Raw genomic sequence first — 26,804 nt, 5'->3', positions numbered from 1 at the left:
GGTAGCCGCGCGCCCATGGCTCCACCACAGAGAAGCCCGAGAAGTCCAGAACCCCTCTCGAAGGCCCGATCCAGACCCACACGCCGGTCGCTGCTCGCGGGGGTGGCGGCGTTCGGCGCGCTGGGCGCCACCGGATGCAGCCGGGTCGCCACCGCCTCGGACGTCGCGGGCGGCGACCTCCTCCGACGGCTGCGCGCGGCGGGCGTCGTCCGCCTGGGCATCGCCGGGGAGATCCCGTTCGGCTTCATCGACAGGAACGGCGAACTGACCGGTGAGGCACCGGAACTGGCCAAGGTCGTCTTCAAGCGGCTCGGCGTCGACCGGGTGCAGCCCGTGCCGACCGAGTTCGGCTCGCTCATCCCCGGCCTGAACTCCCAGCAGTTCGACGTCGTCGCCGCGGGGATGTACGTCAACCCCGAGCGCTGCGAGCAGGTCGTCTTCTCCGACCCCGACTACCAGATGCTCGACGCGTTCATCGTGCGCAAGGGCAACCCCAAGGGCCTGCGCGACTACAAGGACGTCGTGGAGAAGAAGGCCAGGTTCGCCACCGGGACCGGCTACGCCGAGATCCAGTACGCCGTCGAGGCGGGGTACGACGAGAGCGAGATCCTCATCGTCCCGGACCAGGTCGCCGGTCTCAACGCGGTCGAGGCCGGACGCGTCGACGTGTTCGCCGGCACGGCGCTCACCGTGCGCGAGGTCGTGAAGAAGTCCGCCAGGACGGAGGCCACCGAACCGTTCAAGCCGATCGTCGGCGGCAAGCCGCACGTCGACGGCGGCGCGTTCGCCTTCCGGCCGACCGAGACGAATCTGCGCGACGCCTTCAACGTGGAGCTGCGCAAGCTCAAGAAGAGCGGCGAACTCTTCCGCATCCTCAAGCCCTTCGGATTCACCGAGGCCGAGATGACGGACCTGACCGCGAAGGAGCTGTGCGGCGGATGACCTCGGGACTCTGGGAACTGGTGCTCCAGGGCGTCTGGGTCACGATCCAGCTGCTCGTCCTCAGCACCCTGCTGGCCGCGGCGGTCTCCTTCGTGGTGGGCGTCGCCCGCACGCACCGGCTGTGGATCGTCCGCTTCCTCGCGGGCTTCTACACCGAGGTGTTCCGCGGCACCTCGGCACTGATCATGATCTTCTGGGTGTTCTTCGTGCTGCCGATCACCTTCGGCTGGCAGCTCGTCCCCCTGTGGGCGGCCACGCTGGCGCTCGGCCTGACCTACGGGGCGTACGGCTCCGAGATCGTGCGCGGCGCGCTGAACGCGGTCGACCCGGCGCAGAAGGAGGGCGGGATCGCGCTGAGCTTCACGCCCTGGCAGCGGTTGCGGCTGATCCTGCTGCCGCAGGCCGTGCCGGAGATGATCCCGCCGTTCTCCAACCTGCTCGTCGAACTGCTCAAGGGCACCGCCCTGGTGTCCGTCATCGGCATGGGCGACCTGGCGTTCAGCGGCAACCTGGTGCGGCTGGCGCTGCAGGAGAGCGCGGAGATCTACACGTACGTCCTGCTGATCTACTTCGTGATCGCGTTCCTGCTCACGCGGGGCATGCGCGGGCTGGAGCGGAAGCTGAAGGCGGGCGCCGGCACGCAGTCCGGCGGCGCGGCGCGGGCGCCCGAGCCGGTGGTGGCGGAGGCGGTGCGATGAACTGGGACTGGAGCGCGGTCTCCGACTTCATGCCGCACTTCCTGGACGGCCTGCTGGTCACCTTGCGGGCCCTGCTGCTCGGCTCGGTGATCGCCTTCGCGCTGGGACTGGTGTGGGCGCTGCTGATGCGGGTGCCCTCGCGCTGGGTGACCTGGCCGGTCGGTGCGGTCACGGAGTTCGTGCGCAACACCCCGCTGCTGGTGCAGCTGTTCTTCCTCTTCTACGTCCTGCCCGAGTGGGGCGTGGCCTTCTCGGCGCTGACCACCGGTGTCGTCGGCATCGGCCTGCACTACTCGACGTACACGATGCAGGTCTACCGCGCCGGCATCGAGGCGGTGCCCGCCGGCCAGTGGGAGGCGGCGACGGCGCTGAACCTGCCGCTGCGCCGCACCTGGACGGCCGTGATCCTGCCGCAGGCGATCCGCCGGGTCGTGCCGGCCCTCGGCAACTACGTCATCGCGATGCTCAAGGACACCCCCATCCTGATGGCGATCACGGTGCTGGAGATGCTCGGCGAGGCGCGGCTGTTCGCGCAGGAGAGCTTCCGCTTCACCGAGCCCGTCACGCTGATCGGCGTGGCCTTCATCGTCATTTCCTACCTGGCCAGCCTTGGCCTGCGAGCCCTGGAGCGTCGCCTTGCCCACTGACACCCTCTCCGATCCCGAGAAGACCCCCGCCAGGAGCACCGGCGAGCTGATCCGGCTGGAGCAGGTGACCAAGCGGTTCGGGGACAACACCGTCCTGGACCGCCTGGACTTCTCCGTGGACGCCGGCAAGCACGTCACGCTGATCGGCCCCTCGGGATCCGGCAAGACCACGATCCTGCGGCTGCTGATGACGCTGGCCGAGCCCGACGAGGGCACCATCACCGTGGACGGGCAGCGGCTGTTCCCGGCCTCCGACAAGGAGGTCCGCGAGGTCCGCAAGAAGATCGGGATGGTGTTCCAGCAGTTCAACCTGTTCCCGAACATGACGGTGCTGCGGAACATCACCGAGGCGCCCGTCACCGTCCTCGGCCTGTCCAAGGACGAGGCGGTGGAGCGGGCCAAGGGGCTGCTCGACCTGGTGGGCCTGGCCGACAAGTGCGACGCGCACCCGGGCCGGCTCTCCGGCGGCCAGCAGCAGCGGGTGGCGATCGCCCGGGCCCTGGCGATGCGCCCCCGGGTGCTGCTCCTGGACGAGGTCACCTCCGCGCTCGACCCCGAGCTGGTCGCGGGAGTGCTCGACGTCCTGCGGGACATCGCCCGCTCCACCGACATCACGATGCTCTGCGTGACCCACGAGATGAACTTCGCCCGGGACATCTCCGACCAGGTGCTGATGTTCGACTCGGGTCGCATCCTCGAGTCGGGCCCGCCGGAGAAGATCTTCAGGGAGCCGGAGAAGGACCGCACCCGGGAGTTCCTCAGCGCGGTCCTCTGATCACCGCCGGTCACCAGGCAGGACACGGACCGCCCGGACCGGGGGCATGCGCCCGGCATGTGCCGCGGCGCCGCCGCCCGGCCCGGGCGGTCCGCAATCATGTCAACCCCCGCTTCCCGCAGGCCGTTCGCCCGTTAGTCTGGAACAGGTCGACCGACCGGATCACGGCCCTACAGCACGCGCAGGGGGAGACCACCGTGGCGCTGAAGCACGAGCCGCCGACCACTCCGTACCACTCGGCCCAGGACGCGCTGCGCGTGCTGGAGACCGTCGCGCACCGCCCCGGCGGCGTCACCGACGCCGACCTCGCCCGGCACACCGGCATCGGCCCGGACCGGCTGACCGCGCTGCTGCGCATGCTGCGCCGCGAGGGCTACGTCGAGCAGATCACCGACGGGGCGTACGTCACCGGCGAGACCCTGTCCCGCCTCACCTCCGCCCCGCAGCGCGAGCAGGCGCTGCGGGACAAGCTCCAGCACACCCTCGACCGGCTGCGCGACTCGGTCGGCGCCGCCGTCTACATGAGCCGGTACGTCGACGGCGAGATCAGCGTCACCCAGTACGCCGACAGCCCGGCCACACCCAAGGTCCACGAGTGGGTCGACTTCCGTTCCTCGGCCCACGCCACCGCCATCGGCAAGAGCCTGCTCACCCAGCTCGACCACGCCGGGCGCCGTGATCACCTGGCCCGGCACAGGATGGCCCGCCTCACCTCCCGCACCATCACCAGCGACCGGCTGCTGCTGTCGCGCCTGGAGGCCCAGCCGCCGACCGCGCCCGTGCTGGACCTCCAGGAGTACGCGGTCGGCACGGTGTGCGCGGCGGTGCCGGTCACGGCCGGCTCCTCCGTCGGCTGCCTCGCCCTGTCCCTGCCCGTCGAGCACGCCCACCGCCTGCGCCGGGCCGCCGAGGCCCTCAACCGCAACGCGGCCCCGGTCCTGCTCTCCATGGCGATCTAGGACCGCCGTCCGGGTGGTCAGGAGCACCCCTGCGGACCAGGTAGTATTTTCTCGTCGCCAGCCGCGGAACACCTTCCGGCGGTCGGCGTGAGTCATGCGCCGCTAGCTCAGTTGGTTAGAGCAGCTGACTCTTAATCAGCGGGTCCGGGGTTCGAGTCCCTGGCGGCGCACCTGAATCGAAGGGCCTCTCGTGGGAGCGAGGGGCCCTTCGAGGCGTTCAGGGCAGTGTGGACGTCCCGCTGTCGTCCACGCTGAAGACGATGTCGCCCACGGGCCCGAAGGTCTGGCTGTAGGCGGTCACGAAACCCGCGCAGAAGACGACGATCACAGCGAGGAACGCCAGGACGCCGATCGCGCTCACGGCCTGCCGGGCGCGGTCCGGCGGCTGGGCGGTGGCCACCACCCGGGCACCGCCGCTGTAGTACACCGTGACGTAGTCGCCCTCGAGGGTGGTGCCGGGGCCACCGTCCTCCTCGAAGCGGACGACCCGGCCGTCGTGGGTGATGAACTCGTACACGTGGTGGAGCGTGCTGCGCACGGACGTGTCCCCCTGCCCGCCGCTCACGGTGGTGTACGCCCGCAGGCAGCGGCCCTCGGCCGTCAGCCCGCTGTTCCAGGCACCGCGGATCTGCAGCCAGCGCCGCACGACGCGGTGGGCCATGAAGAGGGCCAGGGCCATGATCAGTCCGGGCACGACGTAGAAGACCACGTCCATCGCGCACCCCCGAGGTCGATGCGCCGGACCCGAGCGGCCGGCGTGGCAGGAACCTACCCACGCCGGCCGCGCCGGTGACTCAAGAGAACCTCAGAGGTGCGCCGGGCGTCAGAAGGTGACGTCCGAGCAGGCGTAGAACGCGTTGGCCGTGTCGGCGATCGTCCACACCGCGACGATCACGTGCCGGCCGCTCAGCCCCGACGGCAGCCGGCCGCTGTGCGAGAGCGTGGACGGCGGCCGCTGGCCGTTGTACGGAACCGTGAAGAACGGCGTCAGGTTGAGGTCGGACCGGGACAGGTTGTGGTTCTGGTTCCAGCCCGGCTTGGTGATGTAGTACTTGAAGTCGCTCGTGGCGTGCATGGCGGTGAACTGCCAGCGGAACGTGTAGTTCTGACCGCCCGTCACCGGGGTGGCCGGCCAGGCGGCGCCGGACGGCGTCCGGGGCGCGCTGAGCTGGCTGAAGTGGCCGACGCCGCCGTTGCAGATCTGCCCGTCGGCCGGCCCGGAGGCCGGGAAGCCCTTCGGCCCCTCGACGCTCTGCGGTTCCCACTGGATGGAACCGCAGTTGGTCACGGTGCCGTTCTGACAGAGCTTCTGCCGGCTGACGGGGAGGTCGGTGTAGCCGTGGCCGCTGGCGCCGCCGGAGGAGAGTACGAGGGCTCCGGTCGTGGCCAGCCCCACCGCGAGTGCGGACACCTTGGTCCTTGTGCGCATGCTGCCGCTCCTGGGAAACGTGGGGGAGGGTTCAGTGAGCCGTGCATGTAGGTCTAGACCAAGGGGAGCGTATGACTGTTAGTTGAACATGTCCATACCAATCACGGAGCTGTTTCGCCGCGGCCCGAGCAGAACGCGACCGTCAGGTCCTTCACCAGCACCTTGCGCTCGTAGTCGTCGAGTTCGACCAGTCCGCGCATGGTCAGCCGGGTCACCGTGTCCTCCACGGAGTCGACCACCGAGGTGAGCACGCTCGCCCGGTGCTGGGCGTCCAGCGCCGCGATCCGGCGGCGGTTCATCGCGGCCGCGACCTCGGGGGCGTACTCCACCCGCAGCGGCTGCACCGAGTACACCTCCAGCCCGACCGGTGCCGCGTCGGCCGCGACCAGCCGGGTCAGCGTCTCGCCCGCCGCTCCCCCGGGCCCGCGCGTCCCGCCCGGCGTCTCCACGGGCACCCGGGCCAGCGCCGCCTCGACGCACTCGCGCAGGTACGCCTCGTGGTCCTCGACGCCCAGCACGGCCCGGGCGGTGTCCCGCACCCGCCAGACCACGAGCACCACCACGCGCAACGCGACCCCGCTCGCGTCGGCCGCCGGGACCGGCTCGCTGCGCCAGTGCCGCAGCCGCACGTCCACCCGGCGGCGCAGCAGCAGCGGGTTGACCCACAGCAGGCCGGAGCGGCGCACGGTCCCCCGGTAGCGGCCGAACAGGTCCAGCACCCAGGCCCGCCCGGTGCGCCCCCGGGCCAGTCCGCCGAACCCGAACAGGCCGAGCGCGCCGGCTCCCGCGTACGCCGCCCACTGCGCGGGGCCCAGCCCGGCCCCGGAGGTCAGCGGGAGCCGCAGCGCCTCCACCGCGAGCGGCGGCAGCACCCCGGCCCACCAGGAGACGGCCGCGCACCCGGCCGCCCCGCACAGCCCGGCGAGCACCCCGGCCGCACCCGGCAGCACCCGCGCGGGCCGCTCCGCCAGGCCGGGGTCGACCCGCGGCACCGGTCGGTGCGTGGCGGCGGGCCGCCGCAGGCGCGGCTGCTCCCCCGTGCCGTGCCTGCGGCCGACGACCGCCGGCTTCAGCGCCACCGGCGCCGGGTCCGGGTCGTCGCGGAACAGCAGATGGACGGGGATCTCGGTGGTGGACTCGTTCTGGATGAGCCGGGCGGACCGGACCGGCCCCTCGGCCGGTCGGTCGGGCTCGGACGTGTGGGAAGTGGTCGTACTCATGCGTGCCTCCAGCCTCCGCGCCAGATGCGTCACAACGGTGGTCCCGCTGCCGGACCCGTTCGGGCCCGGCCGGGTGTCGGGGCCGGCCGCCGGGGAAGCGGCCCGAGGGCCGGCGCCCGCCGTCCGGCCGGCGGGGTCACGAGAACAGCCGCCGCCAGGTCTCCGGGCCGGGGTAGCCGTCCGCCGCTCCGCCGCGCCAGCCCTGGGCCCGCTGGAACGCCTCGACGGCCCGCCGGTCGGCCTCGGTCCACAAGGGGCCCGGCCCGACCTCGTAGAACCTGCCGTACCCCTTGCGCACGAGCTGCTGCCCGAGCCGGGTCACATAGGCGTTGTCGGCGCCGGGCCGGAACATCGCCCGCCCCGGGTAGCCCGGCACGCCGTGGGAGGCGGGCGGCGGCCCCACCACCCCGCCCACGACGTCCTTGCCCTTGCCCGTGACCAGCAGCTCCCAGGTGAGCGGGCCGGGCAGCCCGTCGGCGTCCGCGCCCGTCCAGCCCTGCGCCTGCTGGAACGCGCGGGTCGCCCGGCGGTCGGCGTCGGTCCAGCGGGGTCCGGGGCCGGCCGCGTAGGCGCCCCCGGCACCCCGGGCGACGAGCAGGCGGCCGAGCCGGGTGACGTAGGCGTTGTTCGCCCCGGGGCCGAAATACGCCGCTCCCGGGTACGGCGTCACGGCCGGGGCGCCCGGGCTCCCGCTGCCGGATCCGGGCGCGGGCTCCTCGGTGGTCACGCCCTTGTAGCGGTAGGGGACGTACCGGTCGGAGTCGCTCCAGTAGGCGTACGGGGTGGCCTGCCGGCGGGTGTGCGGGCGGGTCTGCTCGTAGGCGGTGTAGGTGGTGTGCGCCTCGTCCGTCCAGCCGCCGAAAAGGGTGACGTGCGAGCCGCTGGTGGGGGAGGCCGCATTGTGGAACAGCAGAATGTCACCCGGCTGGAGTTCCTCTTTCGTGATCCGTTCCGCGTATTGGGCGAGACTGCCGGTCCATTCGTTCCCCGGCAGTTTCCACGCCATCGAGACATAGCCGGAGCAGTCCTGCCGGTAACCGTCGGACCAGTACGCGCTCATGCTGTAGGGCACCTTCGCCGCGACCCAGACCTTGGCCCGGTCGATGATCTCCGCGCGGGTGATGGAGGTGGGCTGCGGAGCGACGGACTGCGGTGCCGGGCGGCCGGCCGGTCCGTGCAGCGGGGCCCTCTCCCCCTGCGGAGTGTCAGGCCCGTCACCTGCGGGAATGCCACCCGGACGGTAGGGCGCGTGCGGGGCGGCCGCGGCCGGTGCGGCGTGCCCCGCGCCGAGGGCGGCGGAGGCCACGGCGGCCAGGGCGAGCGCCCGGTGGGCGGCCGGGTGGGCGGTGCCGCGGCCCGCCCGGGAATGCGGCAGGACCCGCCGCCAGTGCACGCATCCGGGACAGTCGCAGTCGCTCGCGGGGTCGAATTCTTCGAATACCGGAGACTCCATGCGATTCCCCTCACACTTCCGGCGGAATGTACGGCGCCCGTGCACGTGCGGGAGCGCGTCGCCAGTTTCGCAACTGTCTTCCGCACGCGCATGCTGACGGTCCGAATGATGTACGCCGGGTCCGTCCGGGGAGGGCCCGGGCCGGCCGGGGTGGTCCGGAGCACCCCCGGGCGTCCTGTAGAGTTTCCGTGTCAGCAGGCGCCGCTAGCTCAGTTGGTTAGAGCAGCTGACTCTTAATCAGCGGGTCCGGGGTTCGAGTCCCTGGCGGCGCACAGACGGGAAAGGCCCCTCGCGGAAGCGGGGGGCCTTTTCGCATGCCCGTGCGGCCTTCCCGCGCGTCCGGCCCCGGTGGCCGAAACCTTTCTCTCCACAGAACGCCACGCGCCGTACGCCGGGGCGGCTACCCTCTCGCCATGGCGGCGCGGGGGCTTGCCCGGCGACCGGTGGGACGCCCGTTTGAACGGAGCACGCCCACTGCTCGTACAGGCTTCCGGGTCGAGTCCGCAGGCGCGAGGCGAGCGAGGAGGGCAGGAGGAGCACGTCGGCGACATCGGCGCCCACTTGTCCACACCCGCCCCGCAAAGCCCGCGAGCACACCATAATGAGTGCGTATGACCGGTAAACACCGTGTTGCGCATCTTGCGATCATGAGGGACGCCGTAGAACGCTGGGTCCCTGGTTTTACAAAGAGCTGCGGCTTCGTGGCAGTTGGGGGGATCCGTACCGGTTGTGCGGAGCGGCGGGAGTAGGGGCTCCCGGTCCGTGAAGCGATGCCGTGGGGCGCATCTGCAACCGCGAGGTCGCGATTCCATGTCTGAGGGTGTGGATGACGTGGTGACCGCGACCCACCACCGAATACGTCTGCGCCGGTCGAGGGGGACCTGGCAGGCGGCAAGAAAGCTACGAAACACGCGGCTGTCCGCGTGTGGGGGGAAGACTCATGACGTCGAGGCCCACGGGTGCCCGGCAGGACCACGACCCGTCCAGCACCACCCAACTGAGGGTGCCGGCTCACCGGATGAGCACAACCGGAACGTTCCGTCGGATCAGGAAGACGCTGCCGCGGTACGACTACGAGCACTACAGCCGGCTCGCGGGCCCCCTCACCCAGCCCGATCCGCACAAGCCGTACCGGGTGCAGTACCGCTCGCTCATCTCGCAGGAGCCGCACCGCATCCGGGTCGCCCTGATGCTGGCCGCGGCGCCGGTGCTCTCCCTGGTGCTGCTGTTCTGGCTGCTCCAGCCCGAGCACTGGACCGAGCGCGACTACCCGGCCTTCGACTGGCTGCCCGCGCTCGACATGGTCATGCTCGTCTCGATCGGCCTGATCGAGTTCTTCCGCTGCATGAACGTGCTGTCCAACGCGCACGCCACGCTGGTCGCCCGGGACCCGATCCCGGTGGTGCCCGAGACCGGCACCCGAGTGGCCTTCCTCACCTCCTTCGTGCCCGGCAAGGAGCCGCTGGAGATGGTGACGAAGACCCTGGAGGCGGCGGTGAGGATCCGCCACCGGGGCCTGATGCACGTCTGGCTGCTGGACGAGGGCGACGACCCCGAGGTGAAGGCGGTCTGCGAGCGCCTCGGCGTGCACCACTTCTCCCGCAAGGGCGTCGCGAAGTGGAACCAGGCCAAGGGCCCGCACCGCGCCAAGACCAAGCACGGCAACTACAACGCCTGGCTGGAGGCGCACGGCGACGCCTACGACTTCTTCGCCTCGGTCGACACCGACCACGTGCCGCTGCCCAACTACCTGGAGCGGATGCTCGGCTTCTTCCGCGACCCGGACGTCGGCTTCGTCATCGGCCCGCAGGTCTACGGCAACTACGACAACGCCATCACCAAGGCCGCCGAGTCGCAGCAGTTCCTCTTCCACGCGCTGATCCAGCGCGCCGGCAACCGCTACGGCTCCCCGATGTTCGTCGGCACCTCCAACGCCGTGCGCATCAAGGCGCTGAAGCAGATCGGCGGCCTGTACGACTCGATCACCGAGGACATGGCGACCGGCTTCGAGATGCACCGCCACAAGAACCCGGCGACGGGCCGCAAGTGGCGCTCGGTGTACACCCCGGACGTGCTCGCCGTCGGTGAGGGCCCGAGCGCCTGGACGGACTTCTTCACCCAGCAGATGCGCTGGTCGCGGGGGACGTACGAGACGATCATCGGGCAGTACTGGAAGGGCTGGTACTCGCTGCCGCCGAGCAAGCTCTTCAACTACACGATGATGATCATCTTCTATCCGATGTCGGCCCTGAACTGGATCCTGGCGGCGCTCAGTTGCGCCCTGTTCCTGGGCCTGGGCGCCTCGGGTGTGAACATCGACCCGGCGGTGTGGCTGATGCTCTACGGCAACGCCTCCGCCCTGCAGATCGGCCTGTACGTCTGGAACCGCCGGCACAACGTCTCGCCGCACGAGCCGGAGGGCTCCGGCGGCGTGGCCGGCATGATGATGTCCGCGCTGTCGGCACCGCTGTACGCCAAGGCGCTGGTCGACGCGGTGCTGCGGCGCAAGAGCAAGTTCGTGGTGACGCCCAAGGGCGACTCGGCGAGCCCGGACCGCTGGTTCGGCACGTTCCGCTACCACTGGTACTTCATCCTGATCTTCGGCGCCTCGATCGCGGCCGGCATCACCCTCGGCCACGCCCACCCAGCCATGATCATCTGGGCGTCGTTCGCGCTGCTCATCACCGCCTCGCCGGTGTTCGCCTGGCGCTGGCAGCTGCGCCAGGACGCCAAGAAGCCCGCCGGTGGCGCCGGGGACCCCGGACAGGAACCCGCAGAACCGCACCGGACGCAGCCGCCGCCCGCTCCGCAGGCGCAGACGCCGCGCACCCCGCGGCACACGCCCGGCTGGGCCGCGGCCCCCGGTGACGAGGGGGAGGTCACCGAGGCCGACCCGACCATGCACATCGCCCTGGGTGGACTTGGGGGACGTAAGGAATGAACGACCGTGCAGGCCGCCGCCGGGCCCGTCGATTCGCGATCGGCACGGCGGTGGTACTCGCGCTGGCCGGGATGAACGGGCCGTGGCTCTACCGCTTCGGCACCGAGAAATACCACCAGTACACGATCAACAAGCCGGAGTACAAGGCCGCCAACGGCAAGTGGGAGATCGTCGACTTCCCCGAGGAGTACCGGCAGAACACGATCCACGCCGCGCTGCTGCGCACCGGCAAGGTGCTGCTCGTGGCGGGGTCGGGCAACGACCAGGACAACTTCGACGCGAAGAAGTTCGACACCCGGATCTGGGACCCGGTCAAGGGCACCGTCAAGAAGGTCCCGACGCCCGCCGACCTGTTCTGCACCGGCCACACGCAGCTCGCCAACGGCAACCTGCTGATCGCGGGCGGCACCAAGCGCTACGAGAAGCTCAAGGGGGACGTCACCAAGGCCGGCGGCCTGATGATCGTCCACAACGAGAACCCGGACGAGCCGATCACGCTGCCCGCCGGCACGCGGTTCACCGGCAAGGAGAACGGCAAGACGTTCGTCTCCAAGGACCCGGTGCTCGTGCCGCGCGCCAAGAAGGTCTTCGACAAGGCCACGGGCAGGTTCCTGCGCAACGACCCCGGCCTGGGCCGGATCTACGTCGAGGCGCAGCAGCGCGGCAAGAAGTACGAGACGGGTACGCAGGACAACTACCGCGTGCACGGCCTGAAGGGCGCCGACGCCAGGAACACCTACGGCATCGCGCAGAAGCTCGCCCTCGACAAGAAGGACTTCCAGGGGATCCGGGACGCCTTCGAGTTCGACCCGGTCGCCGAGAAGTACATCAAGGTCGACCCGATGAACGAGGCCCGCTGGTACCCGACGCTCACCACCCTGAGCGACGGGAAGGTCCTCAGCGTCTCCGGCCTGGACGACATCGGCCAGCTCGTCCCCGGGAAGAACGAGGTGTTCGACCCCAAGAGCAGGAAGTGGACCTACACGGACAAGGTCCGGCAGTTCCCGACCTACCCGGCGCTGTTCCTCATGCAGAACGGCAAGGTCTTCTACTCGGGTTCCAACGCGGGCTACGGGCCGGACGACGTGGGCCGCGACCCGGGCGTGTGGGACGTGGACACCAACAAGTTCGCGAAGATACCCGGCCTGAGCGACCCCGAGCTGATGGAGACGTCCGGCACGGTGCTGCTGCCGCCGGCGCAGGACGAGAGGTACATGGTGATCGGCGGCGGCGGTGTCGGCGAGTCCCAGCGGTCCAGCGAGAAGACCCGGATCGTCGATCTCAAGGACCAGGACCCGGCGTTCGTCGACGGCCCCTCCCTGGACAAGGGCACCCGCTACCCGAACGCCTCGATCCTGCCCGACGACAGCGTGCTCATCTCGGGCGGTTCGCAGGACTACCGGGGCCGCAGCGACTCCGACATCCTCGAGGCGCGGCTGTACGACACCGGGAAGAACGAGCTGAAGCGGGTCGCCGATCCGCTGGTGGGCCGCAACTACCACTCCGGTTCGATCCTGCTGCCCGACGGCCGGGTGATGTTCTTCGGCTCCGACTCGCTCTACGGCGACAAGGCCAACACCAAGCCGGGCGAGTTCGAGCAGCGCATCGAGATCTACACGCCGCCGTACCTCTACGGTGACGCCGAGCGGCCCGAGTTGTCGGGCGGTCCGCGGACCGTCGAGCGCGGCGGGACGGCGACGTTCTCCTCGCGGGACGCGGCGAAGGTCAAGAAGGTCCGGCTGATCCGGCCGAGCGCGGCCACACATGTCACGGACGTCGACCAGCGGTCGATCGCCCTGGACTTCACGGTCGACGGCGACCGGCTGAAGGTGACGCTGCCGGAGAACCGCAACCTGGTCCAGGCGGGCTGGTACATGCTGTTCGCGACGAACGCCGACGGCACGCCGAGCAAGGCGCAGTGGGTGAAGGTGCCGTAGCGGGAGACCCGTCCGGCCGACGAAGGGGCGCCCTCCCCGTGGGGGGCGCCCTTTGACTGCCAGCACCGGTGAGGGGCGCTCCAGGTGGGCGCCCCTTGCGCGTGGCCTCCGGTGCGGTGGCCCGGTGGCCCGGTGGCCCGGTGGCCGAGCGTGCGTCAGGCGGTGGCCTTCGCGAGTTCCAGGGCGTAGTCCTGCCACCACTGGCCCGCCTTGGGGCCGCCCTTGCACTCGCCGTCGGACTCGCCCGGCCGCTTGACCCACAGGTAGGCGTCGACCAGCGGGTCGGCGGTCCTGGTCGTCGGGGTCTCGCCGAGGGCGCGGCCGGGCGGGTTGCACCAGCGCTCGTCCGGGTCGCCGCCGGTGTAGGGGCCCTTGCCGTTGCGGCTGGTGTCGATCACGAAGTGCTTGCCGCCGACCTTGGCGGACAGCTGCTTGCCGTAGGCGAGCGAGTCCTCGGTGGAGTAGAAGTTCGAGACGTTCACCGAGAAGCCGTCGGCGCGGGCGATGCCGGCGCGCTGCAGCGGCTGGAATATCTGGTCCGGGTTCTGCCAGCCGGCGTTGCCCGCGTCGAGGTAGACCTTCGTGTTCTTCAGCGCCTTCAGCTCGGTGACGGCGTCCTTGAGCAGGTCGTAGCGCTCCTCGTGGAACTGCTGCGGGGTGCAGCCGTCCACGAGGTGGAGCAGCGCGTCCGGTTCGAGGACGACGGTGGCGGGCCGGTCTCCGATGCCCGCGGCCACGCCGTCGATCCACGCGCGGTAGGCGTCGCCGTCGGCGGCGCCGCCCTGGGAGTACTGGCCGCAGTCGCGGTGCGGGATGTTGTAGAGGACGAGCAGGGCGGTGCGCCCCGCCTTGTCGGCGGCCTGGGTGAGGCCCCGCGTCTGCTCCTCCGGGTCGTCCGGCCCGATCCATTCGGCGACCGGCTGTTCGGCGATCCTGCGGATCCGCTCGGCCTCCCGCTTCTTGCCGGCCTTCTCCAGCGCGGCCATCTGCCGGGCCGCCGTGCCGTCCGGGTTGACCCAGAACGGGGCGCTCTCGCGGGGCTGTTGCGTGATGCCCGCTCCCGCCTTGCCGCCGTCGTCCTCGCCGTCCCCTCCGTCGGACGAGGAACATCCCGTGACCAGCAGTGCCGCCCCCAGCACCGCCGCGGACGCCCGCCTCCCCGCGGACGCCCCGACCCCCCTGCTGCCGTACATCCAACTCCCCCTCGGGTGCACCCGTTCCAAGGCTCAATCCTGACATACGTCCCGTGGCGCCCACGCGGTTCGAAGTCCACCCGCATGGTGACGCAGCGCCACGGTATCGGGACCTGGCGTCATCCACCTCTAGGCCCGGACGGCCTCCGGGCTCTACAGTCGAGGGGCGGGGTTCCGGTCTTCGGCCAGAGGTTCACCCACCGTGGCTCCCGTGGCCTCCCGCGCGGTTCGCCGGGTCACTCCCGCAGCCCGTGCCCGCGCGGTCGAGGACGGACCCGGTCGGCGGCTCCAGGGGGAGCGGGCCGCCGCCCGGGTCCGGTGGGCCGTCCGTCAGCGGCCGGTTCCGGTCAGGTACGCCGAGACCACCACGTTCGCCGTGTAGCTGCGGGTGGCCCGGTCGAAGCTGCCGCCGCAGGTGACCAGCCGCAGCTCGGCCCGCCCCGACTCGCGCGGCCCGTACGCCTGGTGGGCGTCGAAGCGCTCACGCGAGAGGACCTGGACGGACTCGACCGTGAACTCGGCGATGCGGGCGTCGGCCCGCACCACCCGGATCGTCTGGCCCGGGCGCATCGCGCTGACCCGGAAGAAGACCGCCGGCCGGGCGCCGGTGTCGACGTGACCGACCATCAGCGCGGTGCCCGGGGCCCCGGGAGCGGCCCCTCCCGCGTACCAGCCGACGACGCCCGGCTGGTCGAAGGGCGGCGGGTCGGGAGCCCCGCGGGAGTCCAGCCCGCGCGCCACCACCGGCGCCTGGACGCCGAGCCCGGGGATGTCCACGCGCTGCGGCTCGGCGTCGCCCAGCGGGCGGTGCGCGGGCGGCAGCTTCACGTCCGGGGGCCGTCCGGCCGCGGCCATGTCACCGGTGGTGGGCGCCGAGATGCCGTGCCGTACGTCGGTGACCTCGCGGCCCCAGAGCCACAGCCCGAGCAGCAGCACCACCCAGGCCACGCCGGCGAGCATGCGGCCGGTGCCGGAGGGGCGCCGGTACGTCTGATCCTGGTCGGACATGGTCAGCCGATCCCCCGTCGCCCGCGGGCACCGCCGAGCGCGACGACCGTCGCGGCCACGCCCGCCAGGGCCAGGCCGGTGACGCCCTGGGCCGTGCCGGGCCCGGTGGCGCGCTCCCCGCCCGCGACGAGGCCGGCGGCTCCGCCGCCACCGGCCCGGACGGGCGCGATGGGCGAGGCCGGTGCGCTCGGCACGCGCTCGCCCTCGGCGGGAGCGGACGGCTGCCCGCCCTTGCCGGGCAGGGGCGGCTGCCCCGCGCTCCCGGGAGCGGGACCCGACAGGGGCCGCGGGGCGTCGCCCTCCCGGACGGTGAGGACGCCGGTCCGGACGGTGAGGACGCCGGTCCGGGCGGTCCTCCCGCAGCTGATCCGCACCCGGTACGCGCCCGGCTCCAGCGTGGAGCGGACACGGGTGTCGCCGGTGAGCGTGCGGTCGCCGGAGACGGTGAGCCGGGCCTGCCCGACGAAGGCCGCGGAGACGGCGACGGCCGTCCGCCGCGCGCAGTCGGTCACGCGGAGCGTGACGTCACTGCCGGGCGCGGGGGCCGCCGGGGTCACCGTGACGCCCCCCGCGTCCGCCGCGTGCGCCGCCGGGGAGAGGGCGACCGCGGCCAGGACGCCGGTGCAGACAGTGACTTTCAGGGAACCCATCGTGAACCTCCAGACGCCTGGAGCCTCCCCCGCAGGGTGGGCCGCCGCATCCTCAGGGACGCGGCGGCTGCTCCGTACGGGTGGTGACGGGTTTGGGCCCGGCGGGGGCGCCGGACCCGGGTCAGATCCGGTCGACGAGGTCCGCGATCGAGTCCACGACCTGCGACGGCCGGTACGGGAAGTCCTCGACCTGGTCGGGCCGCGTCAGGCCGGTGAGCACCAGGAACGTCTGCATCCCGGCCTCCATGCCGGCCAGCACGTCGGTGTCCATGCGGTCGCCGATCATGGCGCTGCTCTCGGAGTGGGCCCCGATGGCGTTCAGGCCGGTCCTCATCATCAGCGGGTTCGGCTTGCCCGCGAAGTACGGCTGCTTGCCGGTCGCCCGGGTGATCAGGGCGGCCACCGCGCCGGTCGCGGGCAGCGGGCCCTCGGTGGAGGGGCCGGTCTCGTCCGGGTTGGTGCAGATGAAGCGGGCGCCGCCGTTGATGAGCCGGACCGCCTTCGTCATGGACTCGAAGGAGTAGGTCCGGGTCTCGCCGAGGACGACGTAGTCCGGCTCGTGGTCGGTGAGGATGTAGCCGATGTCGTGCAGCGCGGTGGTCAGCCCGGCCTCGCCGATGACGTACGCCGAGCCGCCCGGCCGCTGGTCGTCCAGGAACTGGGCGGTGGCCAGGGCCGAGGTCCAGATGCTCTCGATCGGCACCTCCAGGCCCATGCGCCGCAGCCGGGCGTGCAGGTCGCGCGGGGTGTACATGGAGTTGTTGGTGAGGACCAGGAAGGGCCTGCCGGACTCCCGCAGCTTCTTCAGGAAGGCGTCGGCACCGGGGATCGGCACGCCCTCGTGGATGAGGACGCCGTCCATGTCGGTGAGCCACGACTGGATGGGCTTGCGGTCTGCCATGTGCGGGATCTCCTGCCGTACGCGGTCCAGCGTGCGATCCAGCCTAAACAGTGCCGGGATCTTGGGGAACGGCCCCCGTACGGCGTCCCGCCTGTCGGGACGCGGGCGGCGGGCGCCGGGCGCGTCGGCGACGGCGGGCGGGGCGGGTCCGCGAGACGGTGGGCGGGGCGGGTCCGCTGGGCCGTGGAACGCCGGCCTAGCGGCGGCGGCGCGCGAGGAGCAGGGCGCTGCCCGCGGCGAGCAGCAGGGCCGAGGCGGCGGCCGCGATCCGGACGCCGGCGCCGGTGCTCGCGAGTTCCTCGGCGAACGGGAACCGGTCCTCGCGGGGCGGGACGGAGGCGTCGGGCTCGGGGTCGGGCCGGTCCCCGGTGCCGGGGTCGGTGTCCGTGCCACCCTCCTCGATCCGGAAGCGGTAGTCGCCGGACTGGCCGACCCAGTCGCCGTCGTCGTCGTGGCGCTGGACGACCGCCGCGTTGACGGTGACGTCGTTCGGCACGGCGTCCGAGGTGAGGGCGAGCCGCACCTTCACGGTGACGGTCCCGCCCGGGCCGACGGTGAAGCCCGCGAAGCCGCCCTCCTCGTCGGAGAACGCCCCGACGAGTTCGTCCTCGCCGCTCTCCTCGAACCGCACGGGGTGGGCCCGCGGGCCGTCGAAGAACTCCAGCCGCGGCTGGGAGGGTTCCAGGGCCCGCTCCTCGTCGACGAGTACGACGACGGGGTGGATGTCCTCGCAGGTCCGGTCGGTCGTGTTGGTCAGGTCGACGTACCAGGTCCCGAACCCGCCGCCGGCCGTGTAGGAGCCGGGCCCGCCGTGGATGCGGGTGGTGAGCGGGAAGGTGTGGTCGTCGGGTGCGGCACAGGCGGGCGCCGGATCGTCCGCGTACGCCGGGTGAGCACCAGGGAGCAGGACGGCGGCCGCCGTCGCGAGGCAGAGGTGTACGGGCGTGCAGGGTCGCATGATGACGTGACATTGCCGCGCGGGGCCCCCGGTACATCTGCCGCGCCGGGAAGCCCCCCGAACGGCGGCGGCGATCCGCCCGGTCGGCGGACAGAGGCGAGGACCGGGCACCGCCGCACCGCGGGGCGGTCCCCCGCGTGCGTACCGGCGCCTCCCCGCCGCGCGAGGGAACGCCCCGCCGGCGTCCCGGCGCGTTCGCCGGATCCGGCAGATGCGTCCGGCTCTGTCAGCCGCCCCCGCGGCCGAACACCGGTCCCAGGACGAGCTGGGCCGCTCCGGCCGCCACGATGCGGTCGCCGCCGGGGGCGGTCCGGACGGGGATCTCGTCCTGGCCGGTGCGCCGGGACCGGGCCGTCAGGACCGCGCCGACGCCCCGGACGAACGCCTCCGGTGCCGCGGCCACGGTGCGGCCGCCCAGCAGGACCCCGTCGATGTCGAGCAGGCCCACGAGGTTCGCCGCCGCGGTGCCCAGCACCCGGGCGGCCTCCGCCGGGTCGCCGCGCTCGACCGCGGCCAGGCACAGCGCCTCGACGCAGCCGCGCTGGCCGCAGGTGCACGGCGGCCCGTCCAGCTGGATCACCTGGTGGCCGAACTCCCCCGCCCCGGTCCGGGCACCCCGGTGCACGGCACCGCCGAGGACCAGCCCGGCTCCCAGACCCGTACCGAGGTGCAGGTAGGCGAAGGAGCCGGCCTCTTCCCCGGCGGCCAGGGCGAGCGCCGCCGCGTTGGTGTCCTTGTCGACCACCACCGGCATGGCGAGCCGCTCCGCCAGGGCCTGCCGCAGCGGGAAGCCGTCCCACTCGGGGAACCCGGTCACTCGGTGCAGCACGCCCCGGGTGTGGTCGAGCGGCCCCGGTAGCGCGACGCCCGCCCCCAGGAGGGTTCCAGCGGGCCCCTCCGCCGCGTCCCGCACCGCCCGCGCCACCGCCGCGAGCACGGCCTCGGCGCCGGCGCCCAGGTCCAGCGCGGTCCGGCGCTCGGCGACCACGCTCCCGCGCAGGTCGACCAGCACCGCCCGCACCTCGTCCCGGTCCAGGTGGACGCCGGCCGCGTGCCCCGCCTCGGGCACCAGCCGCAGGACCGTCCTCGGCTTGCCGCCCGTCGAGGCCCGTCGCCCCGCGTCCGCCGCGAGGCCGTCCTGCCGCAGCCGAGCCGTGATCTTGCTGACGGCCTGCGGGGTGAGACCGGTCCGCTCGGCGAGTTCGAGCCGGCTGATGCCCTCCGTCCCTGCCGTGCGCAGCAGGTCGAGGACCAGCGCGGTGTTGTGGCTGCGCAGGGCCGGCAGATTCACCCCGCCGCCCGTGCCGCGCATGCCGCCCACTCCGCCCGCACTGTCGTCCGCCCTGTTCACGCACCCATTGTCCCCGGCGCTTGCACTTTGGCAACAGCGTTGCGAAAGTGGAGGGCATGACTGGCACTCCCCCCGGCACCGCTTCCGGTTCGCCGCTCCGCGTCGGCCTCGTCGGCTACGGCCTGGCCGGCTCCGTCTTCCACGCCCCGCTGATCGCCGCCACCGAGGGCCTCGCCCTCGACACGGTCGTCACCTCGAACCCGGAACGGCAGCAGCAGGCCCGCGCCGAGTACCCGGACGTCCGCCTGGCCGCCTCGCCGGGCGAGCTGTTCGACCGGGCCGCCGAACTGGACCTGGTCGTGGTGGCGTCGCCGAACAAGACCCACGTGCCGCTCGCGACGACGGCCCTGGAGGCCGGTCTGCCGGTCGTGGTCGACAAGCCCGTGGCCGGCACCGCGGCCGAGGCCCGCGCCCTGGCCGCCCTGGCCGAGGAGCGCGGACTGCTCCTGTCCGTCTTCCAGAACCGCCGCTGGGACAACGACTTCCTCACCCTGCGCAAGCTGCTGGACGAGGGCGGGCTGGGCGACGTCCGGCGCTTCGAGTCGCGCTTCGAGCGCTGGCGGCCGGAGCCCAAGGGCGGCTGGCGGGAGTCCGGCGACCCGGCCGAGATCGGCGGCCTGCTCTACGACCTCGGCAGCCACGTCGTCGACCAGGCCCTGGTCCTGTTCGGCCCTGCGGCCGAGGTGTACGCGGAGACGGACGTCCGCCGCCCGGGCGCGGAGACCGACGACGACACGTTCATCGCGCTCACGCACACCAACGGCGTCCGCTCCCACCTGTACGTCTCCGCCACGACGGCCCAACTGGGCCCCCGCTTCCGCGTCCTGGGCTCCAGCGCCGGGTACGTCAAGTACGGGCTGGATCCCCAGGAGGCCGCCCTGCGCGAGGGCCTGCGGCCCGGGCCCGGCTGGGGCGCGGAGCCCGAGTCGCTGTGGGGCCGGGTGGGTTCCGGCGAGTCCCCGATGACCGGCGGCGGCCGCCCCGAGCCGACCCTGCCGGGCGACTACCCCGCCTACTACACCGCCGTGGCGAAGGCCCTGCTGGAGGGCGCCCCCAACCCGGTGACCGCCCGTGAGGCGGCCGCCGCCCTGGACGTACTGGAAGCCGCGCGCCGTTCGGCACGCGAGAAGGTGACGGTGACCCTGTGACCGCCCGGAACACTCCGCACAGCCAGGAACTCGGCCCGAAGTTCCATCCGGAGCTGACCCCCGGTCTGGAGGAGCTGGAGAGGCAGGAACGCCGCCTGGTGTTCCGCCGGTTCACCCCCGACGACGCGTGGGCGCTCGGCTCGCTGCTCGTCGGCATGGCCCGGGAGCGGCAGGCCCCGGTCGCCGTGGACATCCACCGGGCCGGACAGCAGCTCTTCCACGCGGCGCTGCCCGGTTCGACGCCGGACAACGACGCCTGGATCGCCCGCAAGCGGCGGGTGGTCGAGCGGTACGGCTCCGCCTCCTACCTGGTCGGTGCCCGCTTCCGCGCCAAGGGCACGACCTTCGAGGAGTCCTCGCGCCTGGACCCGGACACCTACGCGGCCCACGGCGGTTCCTTCCCGATCACCGTCGAGGACGTCGGCGTCATCGGCGCGGTGACGGTGTCCGGACTGCCGCAGCTCGACGACCACCGGCTGGTGGTGGAGGCGCTGGAGCGCTTCCTCGATCTCTAGCCCGGCGGAATCAACCCCGGTCCCCTCCGGTTGGCACCTGCCGTATGCAGGACCTGGCGCCCACCGGAGGGATCGGACAGATGAGCACGCCCGTCAAGGAAGCGGTCGGCCGATACGGCATCTGGAGCGTGGGGCTGCGCTCGGAGGACCCGCAGCGGCGCGGGGAACTCACCGAGGCCGCCGCCGAACTGGAAGAACTGGGCTTCGGCGCGCTCTGGCTGGGCGGCAACTCCTCCGCCGCCCACGCCGCCCCGCTCGTCGAGGCGACCTCCCGGGTCGTCGTCGGCACCAGCATCCAGAGCATCTGGCAGCACGAACCGGATTCCTCCGCCCGCGCGTTCGCGGACCTGGACTCCGCGCACCCCGGCCGCTTCCTGCTCGGCCTCGGCGTCAGCCACGCCAAGCGGGTCGAGCAGTACGCCCGTCCCTACACGGCCCTGGTGGGTCACCTCGACGCGCTGGACGCCGCCGGAATGCCGGCGGACCGGCGCCTGCTCGCCGCGCTCGGCCCCAAGTCGCTGCGCCTGGCCCGGGACCGGGCGGCGGGCTCGATCCCGTACCTGGTCACCCCCGAACACACCGCGCACGCCCGGGAGATCATGGGCGAGGGCCCGCTGCTCGCCCCGGAGCTGGGCGTGATCCCGGAGAGTGACCCGGACCGGGCCCGCGCGCTGGCCCGCGAGTTCCTGGAGCTCTACCTGCCCCTGCCGAACTACACCGGCAACTTCCTGCGGCACGGCTTCACCGAGGACGACCTGCGGGACGGCGGCAGCGACCGGCTGGTGGACGCCCTGTTCGCCTGGGGCGACGACGCGGCGATCCGCGCCCGGCTCGACGCGTTCTTCGCCGCGGGCGCGGACCACCTGGCCCTCCAGGTCCTGGACGGCGCCCCGCGCGACGGCCTGCCGCGGAAGGCGTGGCGCGAGGTGGCGTCCCTGCTGGACTGACACCGGCCGCGAGCGGCCGGCACCCCGAGGGCACGTCGGTGTCAGCCCCCGGAGGTCTGGCGCACGTAACTGACGCCGTCCAGCAGGAGGTTCTCGAAGGTGTACCCGTACCCGGCGTCGAACTCCTCGACGAACCAGTACGCGTAGGCGATGGGGCCTCCCGGCACGTACAGGGTCAGGGAGGTGCCCTTGGCGACCGCCGTTCCCTCCAGGACCAGGCCGTTGGCGTAGAGCAGGCGCACACCGCCGTCGCCGGCGAAGCGGATCCTGTCGAACCGCAGGGCCGTGCCGTCCCCGTCCCACTCGCCGACCAGCCGGGCGGGGACGGAACCGCGCGGCGCGGCGAACGCCGGCGGCGACGACGGCTCCGCCACGGTGGGCGTGGGCGTGAGCACGGGCGTGAGCGGATCGGGGGTGCCGCCGGCGGGCGCCCGGGGCGTCGCTCCGGTGACGGTCCCGGCCGGCCGGTCCGGGGCCGAGGGGGCGGTGGTGGGCGTATCGGCCGCCCGCCCGGAGCCGCCGCAGCCCGCGACGACGGCGGCCACCAGCACTGCTCCCGCGATCGCGCGCGCAGGTGAGTAGGTCATGAGCTGAGCCCTGTCTGCGAGGGGAGGCGGACCGCCGCCCGCCCGGGTGCGTGCCGTCGCTACTCCGCGGCCACGAACCGCAGTCGGCGCCGGGGCCGCGGACCCGGCGCCCGCCGCCGGCCGCGCACCTCCTGCACGACGGCCACGAGTGCGGCCAGCGCCCAGCAGACGCAGAACACGCCCAGCTGGCCGTCCTCGTCGAAGGCCAGCCAGCTGACCGCCAGCCCGGCCAGCGTGATGCCGGTGGCCGCCAGGAGCGCGGAGAGCCGCCCGGTGCGCAGCGCCCGCGCCAGGCACAGCACGGCGAGCAGCACGACCGGGAGGCCGAGGAAGGGCATCGGCTCGTGCCCGGTGTAGTACGTGGTGACCATGGCGGAGGCCGGCTCGTACGCACCGCCGTAGCCCTGCTCGAAGAGGGTGCGGCCGGACGGGTCCTGGGACAGCTGGTAGTACTCCTTGTAGAGGGAGCCGTAGTAGTAGAGCGAGCCGCCGAAGTCGCTCTCGGTCACGTAGGTGTAGTCGCTCTCGGACGAGGCCGCCCCGGCGGTGACGCTGGCGATGGACAGGGCTCCGGCGCCCCACCACAGCAGGGTGGACGTCAGGGGCAGCCAGCGGAACACGGCCAGTCCGAGGACCGCGCTCAGCACCAGGGGCCCGCCGAGGTCGGCCTGCGGCTCGGCGTCCAGGTGGGAGACGACGACCAGGGCGGAGACGACGAGCCCGAGCAGGGCCATCACGCGGTTCCCGGCCGGGCCGCGCCACCATCTGCGCCCCGGCGCCGCGGCGGCGGAGCCGGCGACGGTCGCCCCGGCCGGCTCGCCGTGCTCGCCGGGACCGGTGGAGGCCGGTGCCGAGGCGGTGGCCCGTGACCGGCGGGGATGCGGGGTGGCCGGGGGCGTGTGGTCTGCGGGGTCCGCGGGGGCCGGTCCGGCGTCGCCGCCGGTGCCGGTCGCCGGGCCCGGGGCGTGGGGAGGCGGTGGGGGCGTGGTGGCCGCCTGCCGGGGCAGCGCGGCGGCCTCGGTCTGCTGCTGCGCGAGCATCGTCCGCCCCGGCCCGGCACCCGGCAGGGGTGCCGGAACCGGCGGAAGCGGCGGCACAGGCGGCGGTGCGGGAGGCCCTGCGGCCGCGCCGGCCAGGGCCTGCTGCAGCTCGGTGATACCGGCGTAGCGCTGCTCCCGGTCCTTGGCCAGCGCGCGCAGGACGACGGCGTCGACCTCCGCGGGGATCTGCGGGCGCAGCCGGGAGGGGGCCAGGGGCTCCTTGCTGATGTGCTGGTGCATCACGGCGAACGGCGAGTCGCCGAGGAACGGCGGGCGTCCCGTGAGCAGTTCGTACAGCAGGCAGGCCGTGGAGTACTGGTCAGAACGGCCGTCGACCGCCTCGCCCGTCAGCTGCTCCGGGGAGAGGTAGGCCGGGGTCCCGACCGTCATGCCGGTGGCGGTCAGGCGTGTGCCGGTCTCCGCCACCACCTTGGATATCCCGAAGTCGAGGACCTTGACCCCGCCGTCGGCGGTGAGCATGACGTTGGACGGCTTGATGTCCCGGTGGACCAGGCCCTGGCCGTGGCTGTGGGCGAGGGCCTCGGCGACGCCCCGGCCGACGTCCAGGGCCCGGCCGACCGTGAACGGCCCCTCGGCCAGTGCCTCCGCCACCGTGCGGCCGTCGATGAACTCCATGACGAGGAACGGTGTGTTCTCGCCGTCCCGGACGTCCTCGCCGACGTCGTGCAGGACGGCGATGTTCCCGTGGCTGAGCGAGGCGATGGTGCGCGCCTCGCGGCGGAAGCGGACCCGGAACTCCTCGTGCCGGGTCAGCTCCGGTGGCAGGACCTTCACGGCGACCACCCGGCCGAGCTCCCGGTCCAGGGCGCGCCACACCTGGCCCATGCCGCCGCGCCCTGCTTCCTCGATCAGCTCGTACCGCTGCGCAAGTACCCGCATGTGCTCCCCGTTCGCGTCAGGGTGCGATACCCGGCGCAGGGGCCGCCTCTTGGGAGCGCGCCACGGATCGGTTCACCCGAGCGCCCACCGTACTGGCTGATATCCATACATCGGGTGCCATCCGGGCCCGAGTGGGAGCGCGGGCCGGTCCCGCGCTCCCCTCGCGCACCACTGCGCCGGACGACACCTCCGCGGGCGCTCGCCTCCACGCCGAGCGCCCGGCGGAACGGGCCGCATCACCTCACACCGCCGGCCCTGGGAGCCGCTGCTCAGGCGTCCTCGTCACCTCACGGCGCCGGCCCCGGGAGCCGCTGCTCAGGCGTCCTTGATCTCCTGGCGCTGCCGCCCGAGCCCTCCGACCTCCAGCTCCACCACGTCCCCGGCCCGCAGGTAGGGCTTCGGCTCGGGCTGCCCCATGGCCACGCCCGCCGGGGTCCCGGTGTTGATGACGTCTCCCGGGTACAGGGTCATGAACCGGCTGACGTACCGCACGACTTCCCCGACGGGGAAGATCTGCTCGGCGGTGGTCCCGTCCTGTTTCAGCTCGCCGTTCACCCACAGTCTCAGTGACAGCGCCTGCGGATCGGGCACCTCGTCCGCGGTCACCAGCCACGGCCCCAGCGGGTTGAACGTCTCGCAGTTCTTGCCCTTGTCCCAGGTGCCGCCCCGCTCGATCTGGAACTCCCGCTCGGACACGTCGTGCGCGACCGCGTACCCGGCGACGTGCGCGAGCCCGTCCGCCGCGGACTCCAGGTACCTGGCCGTACGCCCGATGACGACGGCCAGTTCCACCTCCCAGTCGGTCTTGCGGGAGCCGCGGGGGACGAGCACGGTGTCGTCGGGGCCGACCACCGTGTCCGGCGCCTTCATGAACACCACCGGTTCCGCGGGCGGTTCGGCCCCCGTCTCCCGCGCGTGGTCGTGGTAGTTCAGCCCGATGCACACGATCTTGCCGATCCGTCCCAGCGGCGGACCGATCCGCAGCCCGGCCGCATCCAGGGCGGGCAGGGTGCCGGCGTCGGCGGCGGCCCGCACCCGGGCGAGCGCCTCCTCGTCGGCGAGCAGCGCGCCGTCGACGTCCGGGACGACACCCGACAGGTCCCGCAGGATCCCGTCGGTGTCGAGCAGCGCGGGCCGCTCCGCCCCGGCCGTACCGACTCGCAGCAGCTTCATGATCAGTCTCCCTCGATCGCGGGCGCCCGTCCGATGCGCGCGACCCGGATGCGGCGGGGAGCCATCGGCAGGGCTGGACGATCCTCCAAGGTCGGGGTCCGGTCCGCAAGACCCCGTTCACGTACTGGACCCCGGCCGGGCCGGTCAGCGGTACAGCACGGCCCGCTCGGCGACGCTCCACGTCGTACTGGTGACGACGTACAGCGCCGCGGCCAGCGGCACCACGGCGACGGTGACCAGCGTGAAGAACGACATGAACGGCATGACCCGGGTCACCGCCCCCATGCCGGGCACCTGTTCGGCGTCACCGGAGGGAGCCGGGGGATCGGCGGCCAGCATCCGCTTGCTGAGCCGGTAGCTGAACACCGCGACACACGCGACGACCGCGAACAGCCCCAGGTACACCAGCCCCGCCCCGCCGAACAGGCCGCCCTGGAGCGCGTCGGCCCACCGTCCGCCGAGCGGCGCGGCCAGCAGCCGGTGACCGAGCAGCCCGTTGGCCTCGCCGCCGATGGTGTCGCTGGAGAACAGGTGGTAGAGCAGGAAGAAGGCGGGGATCTGCAGCATCCCGGGCAGGCAGCCGGCCAGCGGCGACACCTTCTCCTGGGCGTGCAGGTCGAGCACGGCCCGCTGCAGCCTCTCGGGATCCCCGGCGTGCTTCCTGCGCAGCTCGGCGATCCTGGGCCGGAGCGCGGTCCGCGCCTTCTGGCCCCGCGCGGCGGCCCGGGACAGCGGATGGACGAGGAGCCGTACGAGCGCGGTGAACAGGACGATGGCGGCGGCGGCAGCTGAGGCGCCGAACAGCGGCCGGAGCAGGTCGGCGAGCTGCTCGACCAGGTGAGCGAAGACGGACATGGGTGAGCCCTCCGGGGGTCTCGTCGTGCCGGGACGGAACAGAACGGCATGACGACCCGCGCGGGGTCACCTACACGGAGACACCCCTACGCGACGGTCGCCCGGAGGGCGTGACCGGGTGCCCGGGGCCGGGTGCGCCCCCGGGCGTCGGGGTCGCGCTGGGGCAGGAAGGCCGTACGGCGGTCACGGTCGCGGATGGCCGTGCGCACCCGGGTGCGGGGCACGGCGGGCGCGCAGCGCGAGGCGACGAGGGAGCAGACCGCGAGGGCGGCCGAGACGGCGGCGGTCGCGGCGAGGGCGACGGTGGCGGAGAGACTGCCGGTGTCGAGCAGCAGCACCCCGGCGACGAGGAGGACCAGCGCGAGGACGGGACGCAGTGCGGAACGGGTCCGGTTCACCGTCTGCCCCTCCTCTCCTCGTACGCGCGCTGTTGTCGCGGGCGCGCAAGTCCTGTTGTCGCCACAGCCGTTATACAGGATGGCCCTCCGTGGACGGCGCGGGCGGTTGCGGGGGTGGGTCGGGGGCCCGGGGGACCCGAGGGGGGACGAGCCGGGCGAGGACGAGCCGGGGACCGCGG

General features: G+C 72.8%; 25 protein-coding genes and 2 tRNA genes. 12 read left to right on the top strand and 15 right to left on the bottom strand.

The window, feature by feature from the left end; all coding sequences use genetic code 11:
• The first annotated feature begins 15 nt into the window (after positions 1–15).
• The 6 genes from ehuB to ACFYWG_RS11870 all read left to right on the top strand — a co-directional run bounded on the left by ehuB (position 16) and on the right by ACFYWG_RS11870 (position 4,191).
• Positions 16–942 carry an ectoine/hydroxyectoine ABC transporter substrate-binding protein EhuB gene (gene ehuB, locus ACFYWG_RS11895; RefSeq protein WP_389200943.1) on the top strand — a complete coding sequence of 309 codons (927 nt, stop codon included), beginning with the start codon at positions 16–18 and terminating at the stop codon, positions 940–942.
• Entirely contained in the window at positions 939–1,640 is a 702-nt protein-coding gene (ehuC, locus tag ACFYWG_RS11890; RefSeq protein WP_383499357.1) for an ectoine/hydroxyectoine ABC transporter permease subunit EhuC, read from the top strand. Before ehuB ends, ehuC begins: the two co-directional genes overlap by 4 nt.
• Positions 1,637–2,287, top strand: coding sequence for an ectoine/hydroxyectoine ABC transporter permease subunit EhuD (gene ehuD / locus ACFYWG_RS11885; RefSeq protein WP_385418935.1), 651 nt, complete (start codon positions 1,637–1,639; stop codon positions 2,285–2,287). Before ehuC ends, ehuD begins: the two co-directional genes overlap by 4 nt.
• On the top strand, positions 2,277–3,062 hold the full coding sequence (gene ehuA, locus ACFYWG_RS11880; RefSeq protein WP_389200940.1) for an ectoine/hydroxyectoine ABC transporter ATP-binding protein EhuA: 786 nt from the start codon (positions 2,277–2,279) through the stop codon (positions 3,060–3,062). Before ehuD ends, ehuA begins: the two co-directional genes overlap by 11 nt.
• A gap of 197 nt (positions 3,063–3,259) precedes the next feature.
• Positions 3,260–4,021: an IclR family transcriptional regulator gene (locus tag ACFYWG_RS11875; RefSeq protein WP_376331610.1), complete on the top strand. Its 762-nt coding sequence runs from the start codon at positions 3,260–3,262 to the stop codon at positions 4,019–4,021.
• Between the two features lie 96 nt (positions 4,022–4,117).
• A tRNA-Lys gene (locus ACFYWG_RS11870) sits at positions 4,118–4,191 on the top strand.
• Between the two features lie 47 nt (positions 4,192–4,238).
• Here ACFYWG_RS11870 and ACFYWG_RS11865 read toward each other — a convergent pair.
• The 4 genes from ACFYWG_RS11865 to ACFYWG_RS11850 form a co-directional block, all read right to left on the bottom strand.
• Positions 4,239–4,736, bottom strand: a complete 498-nt coding sequence (locus ACFYWG_RS11865) for a hypothetical protein (RefSeq protein WP_383499363.1) — start codon at positions 4,734–4,736, stop codon at positions 4,239–4,241.
• 108 nt (positions 4,737–4,844) lie between these two features.
• On the bottom strand, positions 4,845–5,450 hold the full coding sequence (locus tag ACFYWG_RS11860) for a lytic polysaccharide monooxygenase (RefSeq protein ID WP_383499366.1): 606 nt from the start codon (positions 5,448–5,450) through the stop codon (positions 4,845–4,847).
• Positions 5,451–5,551: 101 nt separating this feature from the next.
• On the bottom strand, positions 5,552–6,670 hold the full coding sequence (locus ACFYWG_RS11855; RefSeq protein ID WP_389200937.1) for an SPFH domain-containing protein: 1,119 nt from the start codon (positions 6,668–6,670) through the stop codon (positions 5,552–5,554).
• A 136-nt stretch (positions 6,671–6,806) separates the two neighbouring features.
• Positions 6,807–8,123, bottom strand: coding sequence for a peptidoglycan-binding protein (locus ACFYWG_RS11850; RefSeq protein ID WP_389200935.1), 1,317 nt, complete (start codon positions 8,121–8,123; stop codon positions 6,807–6,809).
• 198 nt (positions 8,124–8,321) lie between these two features.
• Between ACFYWG_RS11850 and ACFYWG_RS11845 the strand changes: the two genes are divergently transcribed.
• The 3 genes from ACFYWG_RS11845 to ACFYWG_RS11835 all read left to right on the top strand — a co-directional run bounded on the left by ACFYWG_RS11845 (position 8,322) and on the right by ACFYWG_RS11835 (position 13,001).
• Positions 8,322–8,395 (top strand) — tRNA-Lys (locus ACFYWG_RS11845).
• Positions 8,396–9,063: 668 nt separating this feature from the next.
• Positions 9,064–11,064: a glycosyltransferase family 2 protein gene (locus ACFYWG_RS11840; protein WP_389200932.1), complete on the top strand. Its 2,001-nt coding sequence runs from the start codon at positions 9,064–9,066 to the stop codon at positions 11,062–11,064.
• Positions 11,061–13,001, top strand: coding sequence for a galactose oxidase-like domain-containing protein (locus tag ACFYWG_RS11835; RefSeq protein WP_389200930.1), 1,941 nt, complete (start codon positions 11,061–11,063; stop codon positions 12,999–13,001). Before ACFYWG_RS11840 ends, ACFYWG_RS11835 begins: the two co-directional genes overlap by 4 nt.
• A 155-nt stretch (positions 13,002–13,156) precedes the next feature.
• On the opposite strand, the gene ACFYWG_RS11830 is transcribed toward ACFYWG_RS11835, so the two are convergent.
• From ACFYWG_RS11830 to ACFYWG_RS11805, 6 genes are all read right to left on the bottom strand, one after another.
• A complete protein-coding gene (locus ACFYWG_RS11830) occupies positions 13,157–14,194 on the bottom strand; it encodes a glycoside hydrolase family 6 protein (RefSeq protein ID WP_383499380.1) in 1,038 nt (345 codons plus the stop codon).
• A 330-nt stretch (positions 14,195–14,524) separates the two neighbouring features.
• Positions 14,525–15,202, bottom strand: a complete 678-nt coding sequence (locus ACFYWG_RS11825) for a class F sortase (RefSeq protein ID WP_389200927.1) — start codon at positions 15,200–15,202, stop codon at positions 14,525–14,527.
• Between the two features lie 2 nt (positions 15,203–15,204).
• Complete coding sequence (locus ACFYWG_RS11820; protein WP_389200925.1) at positions 15,205–15,852, bottom strand: hypothetical protein; 648 nt, start codon at positions 15,850–15,852, stop codon at positions 15,205–15,207.
• Positions 15,853–15,973: 121 nt separating this feature from the next.
• Positions 15,974–16,753, bottom strand: a complete 780-nt coding sequence (locus ACFYWG_RS11815) for an HAD-IIA family hydrolase (protein ID WP_376334563.1) — start codon at positions 16,751–16,753, stop codon at positions 15,974–15,976.
• Positions 16,754–16,949: 196 nt separating this feature from the next.
• Positions 16,950–17,711, bottom strand: a complete 762-nt coding sequence (locus tag ACFYWG_RS11810; protein WP_376334564.1) for a hypothetical protein — start codon at positions 17,709–17,711, stop codon at positions 16,950–16,952.
• Between the two features lie 226 nt (positions 17,712–17,937).
• Positions 17,938–19,023 carry an ROK family protein gene (locus tag ACFYWG_RS11805; protein WP_389201789.1) on the bottom strand — a complete coding sequence of 362 codons (1,086 nt, stop codon included), beginning with the start codon at positions 19,021–19,023 and terminating at the stop codon, positions 17,938–17,940.
• A 95-nt stretch (positions 19,024–19,118) separates the two neighbouring features.
• Here ACFYWG_RS11805 and ACFYWG_RS11800 point away from each other — a divergent pair, with 95 nt between their 5' ends.
• From ACFYWG_RS11800 to ACFYWG_RS11790, 3 genes are all read left to right on the top strand, one after another.
• Positions 19,119–20,210, top strand: a complete 1,092-nt coding sequence (locus ACFYWG_RS11800) for a Gfo/Idh/MocA family oxidoreductase (RefSeq protein WP_389200922.1) — start codon at positions 19,119–19,121, stop codon at positions 20,208–20,210.
• Positions 20,207–20,725, top strand: a complete 519-nt coding sequence (locus ACFYWG_RS11795; protein ID WP_383499393.1) for a heme-degrading domain-containing protein — start codon at positions 20,207–20,209, stop codon at positions 20,723–20,725. Before ACFYWG_RS11800 ends, ACFYWG_RS11795 begins: the two co-directional genes overlap by 4 nt.
• Before the next feature lie 80 nt (positions 20,726–20,805).
• A complete protein-coding gene (locus ACFYWG_RS11790; RefSeq protein ID WP_389200919.1) occupies positions 20,806–21,672 on the top strand; it encodes an LLM class F420-dependent oxidoreductase in 867 nt (288 codons plus the stop codon).
• A 41-nt stretch (positions 21,673–21,713) separates the two neighbouring features.
• Here ACFYWG_RS11790 and ACFYWG_RS11785 read toward each other — a convergent pair whose 3' ends face one another.
• The 5 genes from ACFYWG_RS11785 to ACFYWG_RS11765 all read right to left on the bottom strand — a co-directional run bounded on the left by ACFYWG_RS11785 (position 21,714) and on the right by ACFYWG_RS11765 (position 26,625).
• On the bottom strand, positions 21,714–22,259 hold the full coding sequence (locus ACFYWG_RS11785; protein ID WP_389200917.1) for a hypothetical protein: 546 nt from the start codon (positions 22,257–22,259) through the stop codon (positions 21,714–21,716).
• A 59-nt stretch (positions 22,260–22,318) separates the two neighbouring features.
• On the bottom strand, positions 22,319–24,199 hold the full coding sequence (locus tag ACFYWG_RS11780) for a serine/threonine-protein kinase (RefSeq protein ID WP_389200915.1): 1,881 nt from the start codon (positions 24,197–24,199) through the stop codon (positions 22,319–22,321).
• 315 nt (positions 24,200–24,514) lie between these two features.
• The gene (locus ACFYWG_RS11775; protein WP_376334575.1) at positions 24,515–25,372 is read right to left on the bottom strand and encodes a fumarylacetoacetate hydrolase family protein; all 858 of its coding nucleotides are present in this window, start codon (positions 25,370–25,372) and stop codon (positions 24,515–24,517) included.
• A gap of 144 nt (positions 25,373–25,516) precedes the next feature.
• The gene (locus ACFYWG_RS11770) at positions 25,517–26,227 is read right to left on the bottom strand and encodes a YidC/Oxa1 family membrane protein insertase (protein WP_376334576.1); all 711 of its coding nucleotides are present in this window, start codon (positions 26,225–26,227) and stop codon (positions 25,517–25,519) included.
• An 86-nt stretch (positions 26,228–26,313) separates the two neighbouring features.
• Positions 26,314–26,625 carry a DUF6412 domain-containing protein gene (locus tag ACFYWG_RS11765; RefSeq protein WP_383499409.1) on the bottom strand — a complete coding sequence of 104 codons (312 nt, stop codon included), beginning with the start codon at positions 26,623–26,625 and terminating at the stop codon, positions 26,314–26,316.
• Positions 26,626–26,804 lie beyond the last annotated feature (179 nt).

Source organism: Streptomyces sp. NPDC003456, assembly GCF_042878735.1.
GTDB lineage: Bacteria > Actinomycetota > Actinomycetes > Streptomycetales > Streptomycetaceae > Streptomyces.
Note: the sequence above shows the minus strand (reverse complement) of the source record. Positions and strands in the feature narration are given on the sequence as shown.

Bases quoted from the DNA above. Each gene is read 5' to 3' on its own strand.
- ehuC (WP_383499357.1), top strand. From the start codon at position 939: ATGACCTCGGGACTCTGGGAACTGGTGCTCCAGGGCGTCTGGGTCACG.
- ACFYWG_RS11850 (WP_389200935.1), bottom strand. From the start codon at position 8,123: ATGGAGTCTCCGGTATTCGAAGAATTCGACCCCGCGAGCGACTGCGAC.
- ACFYWG_RS11840 (WP_389200932.1), top strand. From the start codon at position 9,064: ATGACGTCGAGGCCCACGGGTGCCCGGCAGGACCACGACCCGTCCAGC.
- ACFYWG_RS11790 (WP_389200919.1), top strand. From the start codon at position 20,806: ATGAGCACGCCCGTCAAGGAAGCGGTCGGCCGATACGGCATCTGGAGC.
- ACFYWG_RS11835 (WP_389200930.1), top strand. From the start codon at position 11,061: ATGAACGACCGTGCAGGCCGCCGCCGGGCCCGTCGATTCGCGATCGGC.
- ACFYWG_RS11825 (WP_389200927.1), bottom strand. From the start codon at position 15,202: ATGTCCGACCAGGATCAGACGTACCGGCGCCCCTCCGGCACCGGCCGC.
- ACFYWG_RS11830 (WP_383499380.1), bottom strand. From the start codon at position 14,194: ATGTACGGCAGCAGGGGGGTCGGGGCGTCCGCGGGGAGGCGGGCGTCC.
- ACFYWG_RS11860 (WP_383499366.1), bottom strand. From the start codon at position 5,450: ATGCGCACAAGGACCAAGGTGTCCGCACTCGCGGTGGGGCTGGCCACG.
- ACFYWG_RS11805 (WP_389201789.1), bottom strand. From the start codon at position 19,023: ATGCGCGGCACGGGCGGCGGGGTGAATCTGCCGGCCCTGCGCAGCCAC.
- ACFYWG_RS11865 (WP_383499363.1), bottom strand. From the start codon at position 4,736: ATGGACGTGGTCTTCTACGTCGTGCCCGGACTGATCATGGCCCTGGCC.
- ACFYWG_RS11785 (WP_389200917.1), bottom strand. From the start codon at position 22,259: ATGACCTACTCACCTGCGCGCGCGATCGCGGGAGCAGTGCTGGTGGCC.
- ACFYWG_RS11780 (WP_389200915.1), bottom strand. From the start codon at position 24,199: ATGCGGGTACTTGCGCAGCGGTACGAGCTGATCGAGGAAGCAGGGCGC.
- ACFYWG_RS11810 (WP_376334564.1), bottom strand. From the start codon at position 17,711: ATGCGACCCTGCACGCCCGTACACCTCTGCCTCGCGACGGCGGCCGCC.
- ACFYWG_RS11815 (WP_376334563.1), bottom strand. From the start codon at position 16,753: ATGGCAGACCGCAAGCCCATCCAGTCGTGGCTCACCGACATGGACGGC.
- ACFYWG_RS11820 (WP_389200925.1), bottom strand. From the start codon at position 15,852: ATGGGTTCCCTGAAAGTCACTGTCTGCACCGGCGTCCTGGCCGCGGTC.
- ACFYWG_RS11770 (WP_376334576.1), bottom strand. From the start codon at position 26,227: ATGTCCGTCTTCGCTCACCTGGTCGAGCAGCTCGCCGACCTGCTCCGG.
- ehuD (WP_385418935.1), top strand. From the start codon at position 1,637: ATGAACTGGGACTGGAGCGCGGTCTCCGACTTCATGCCGCACTTCCTG.
- ACFYWG_RS11800 (WP_389200922.1), top strand. From the start codon at position 19,119: ATGACTGGCACTCCCCCCGGCACCGCTTCCGGTTCGCCGCTCCGCGTC.
- ehuB (WP_389200943.1), top strand. From the start codon at position 16: ATGGCTCCACCACAGAGAAGCCCGAGAAGTCCAGAACCCCTCTCGAAG.
- ACFYWG_RS11775 (WP_376334575.1), bottom strand. From the start codon at position 25,372: ATGAAGCTGCTGCGAGTCGGTACGGCCGGGGCGGAGCGGCCCGCGCTG.
- ACFYWG_RS11855 (WP_389200937.1), bottom strand. From the start codon at position 6,670: ATGAGTACGACCACTTCCCACACGTCCGAGCCCGACCGACCGGCCGAG.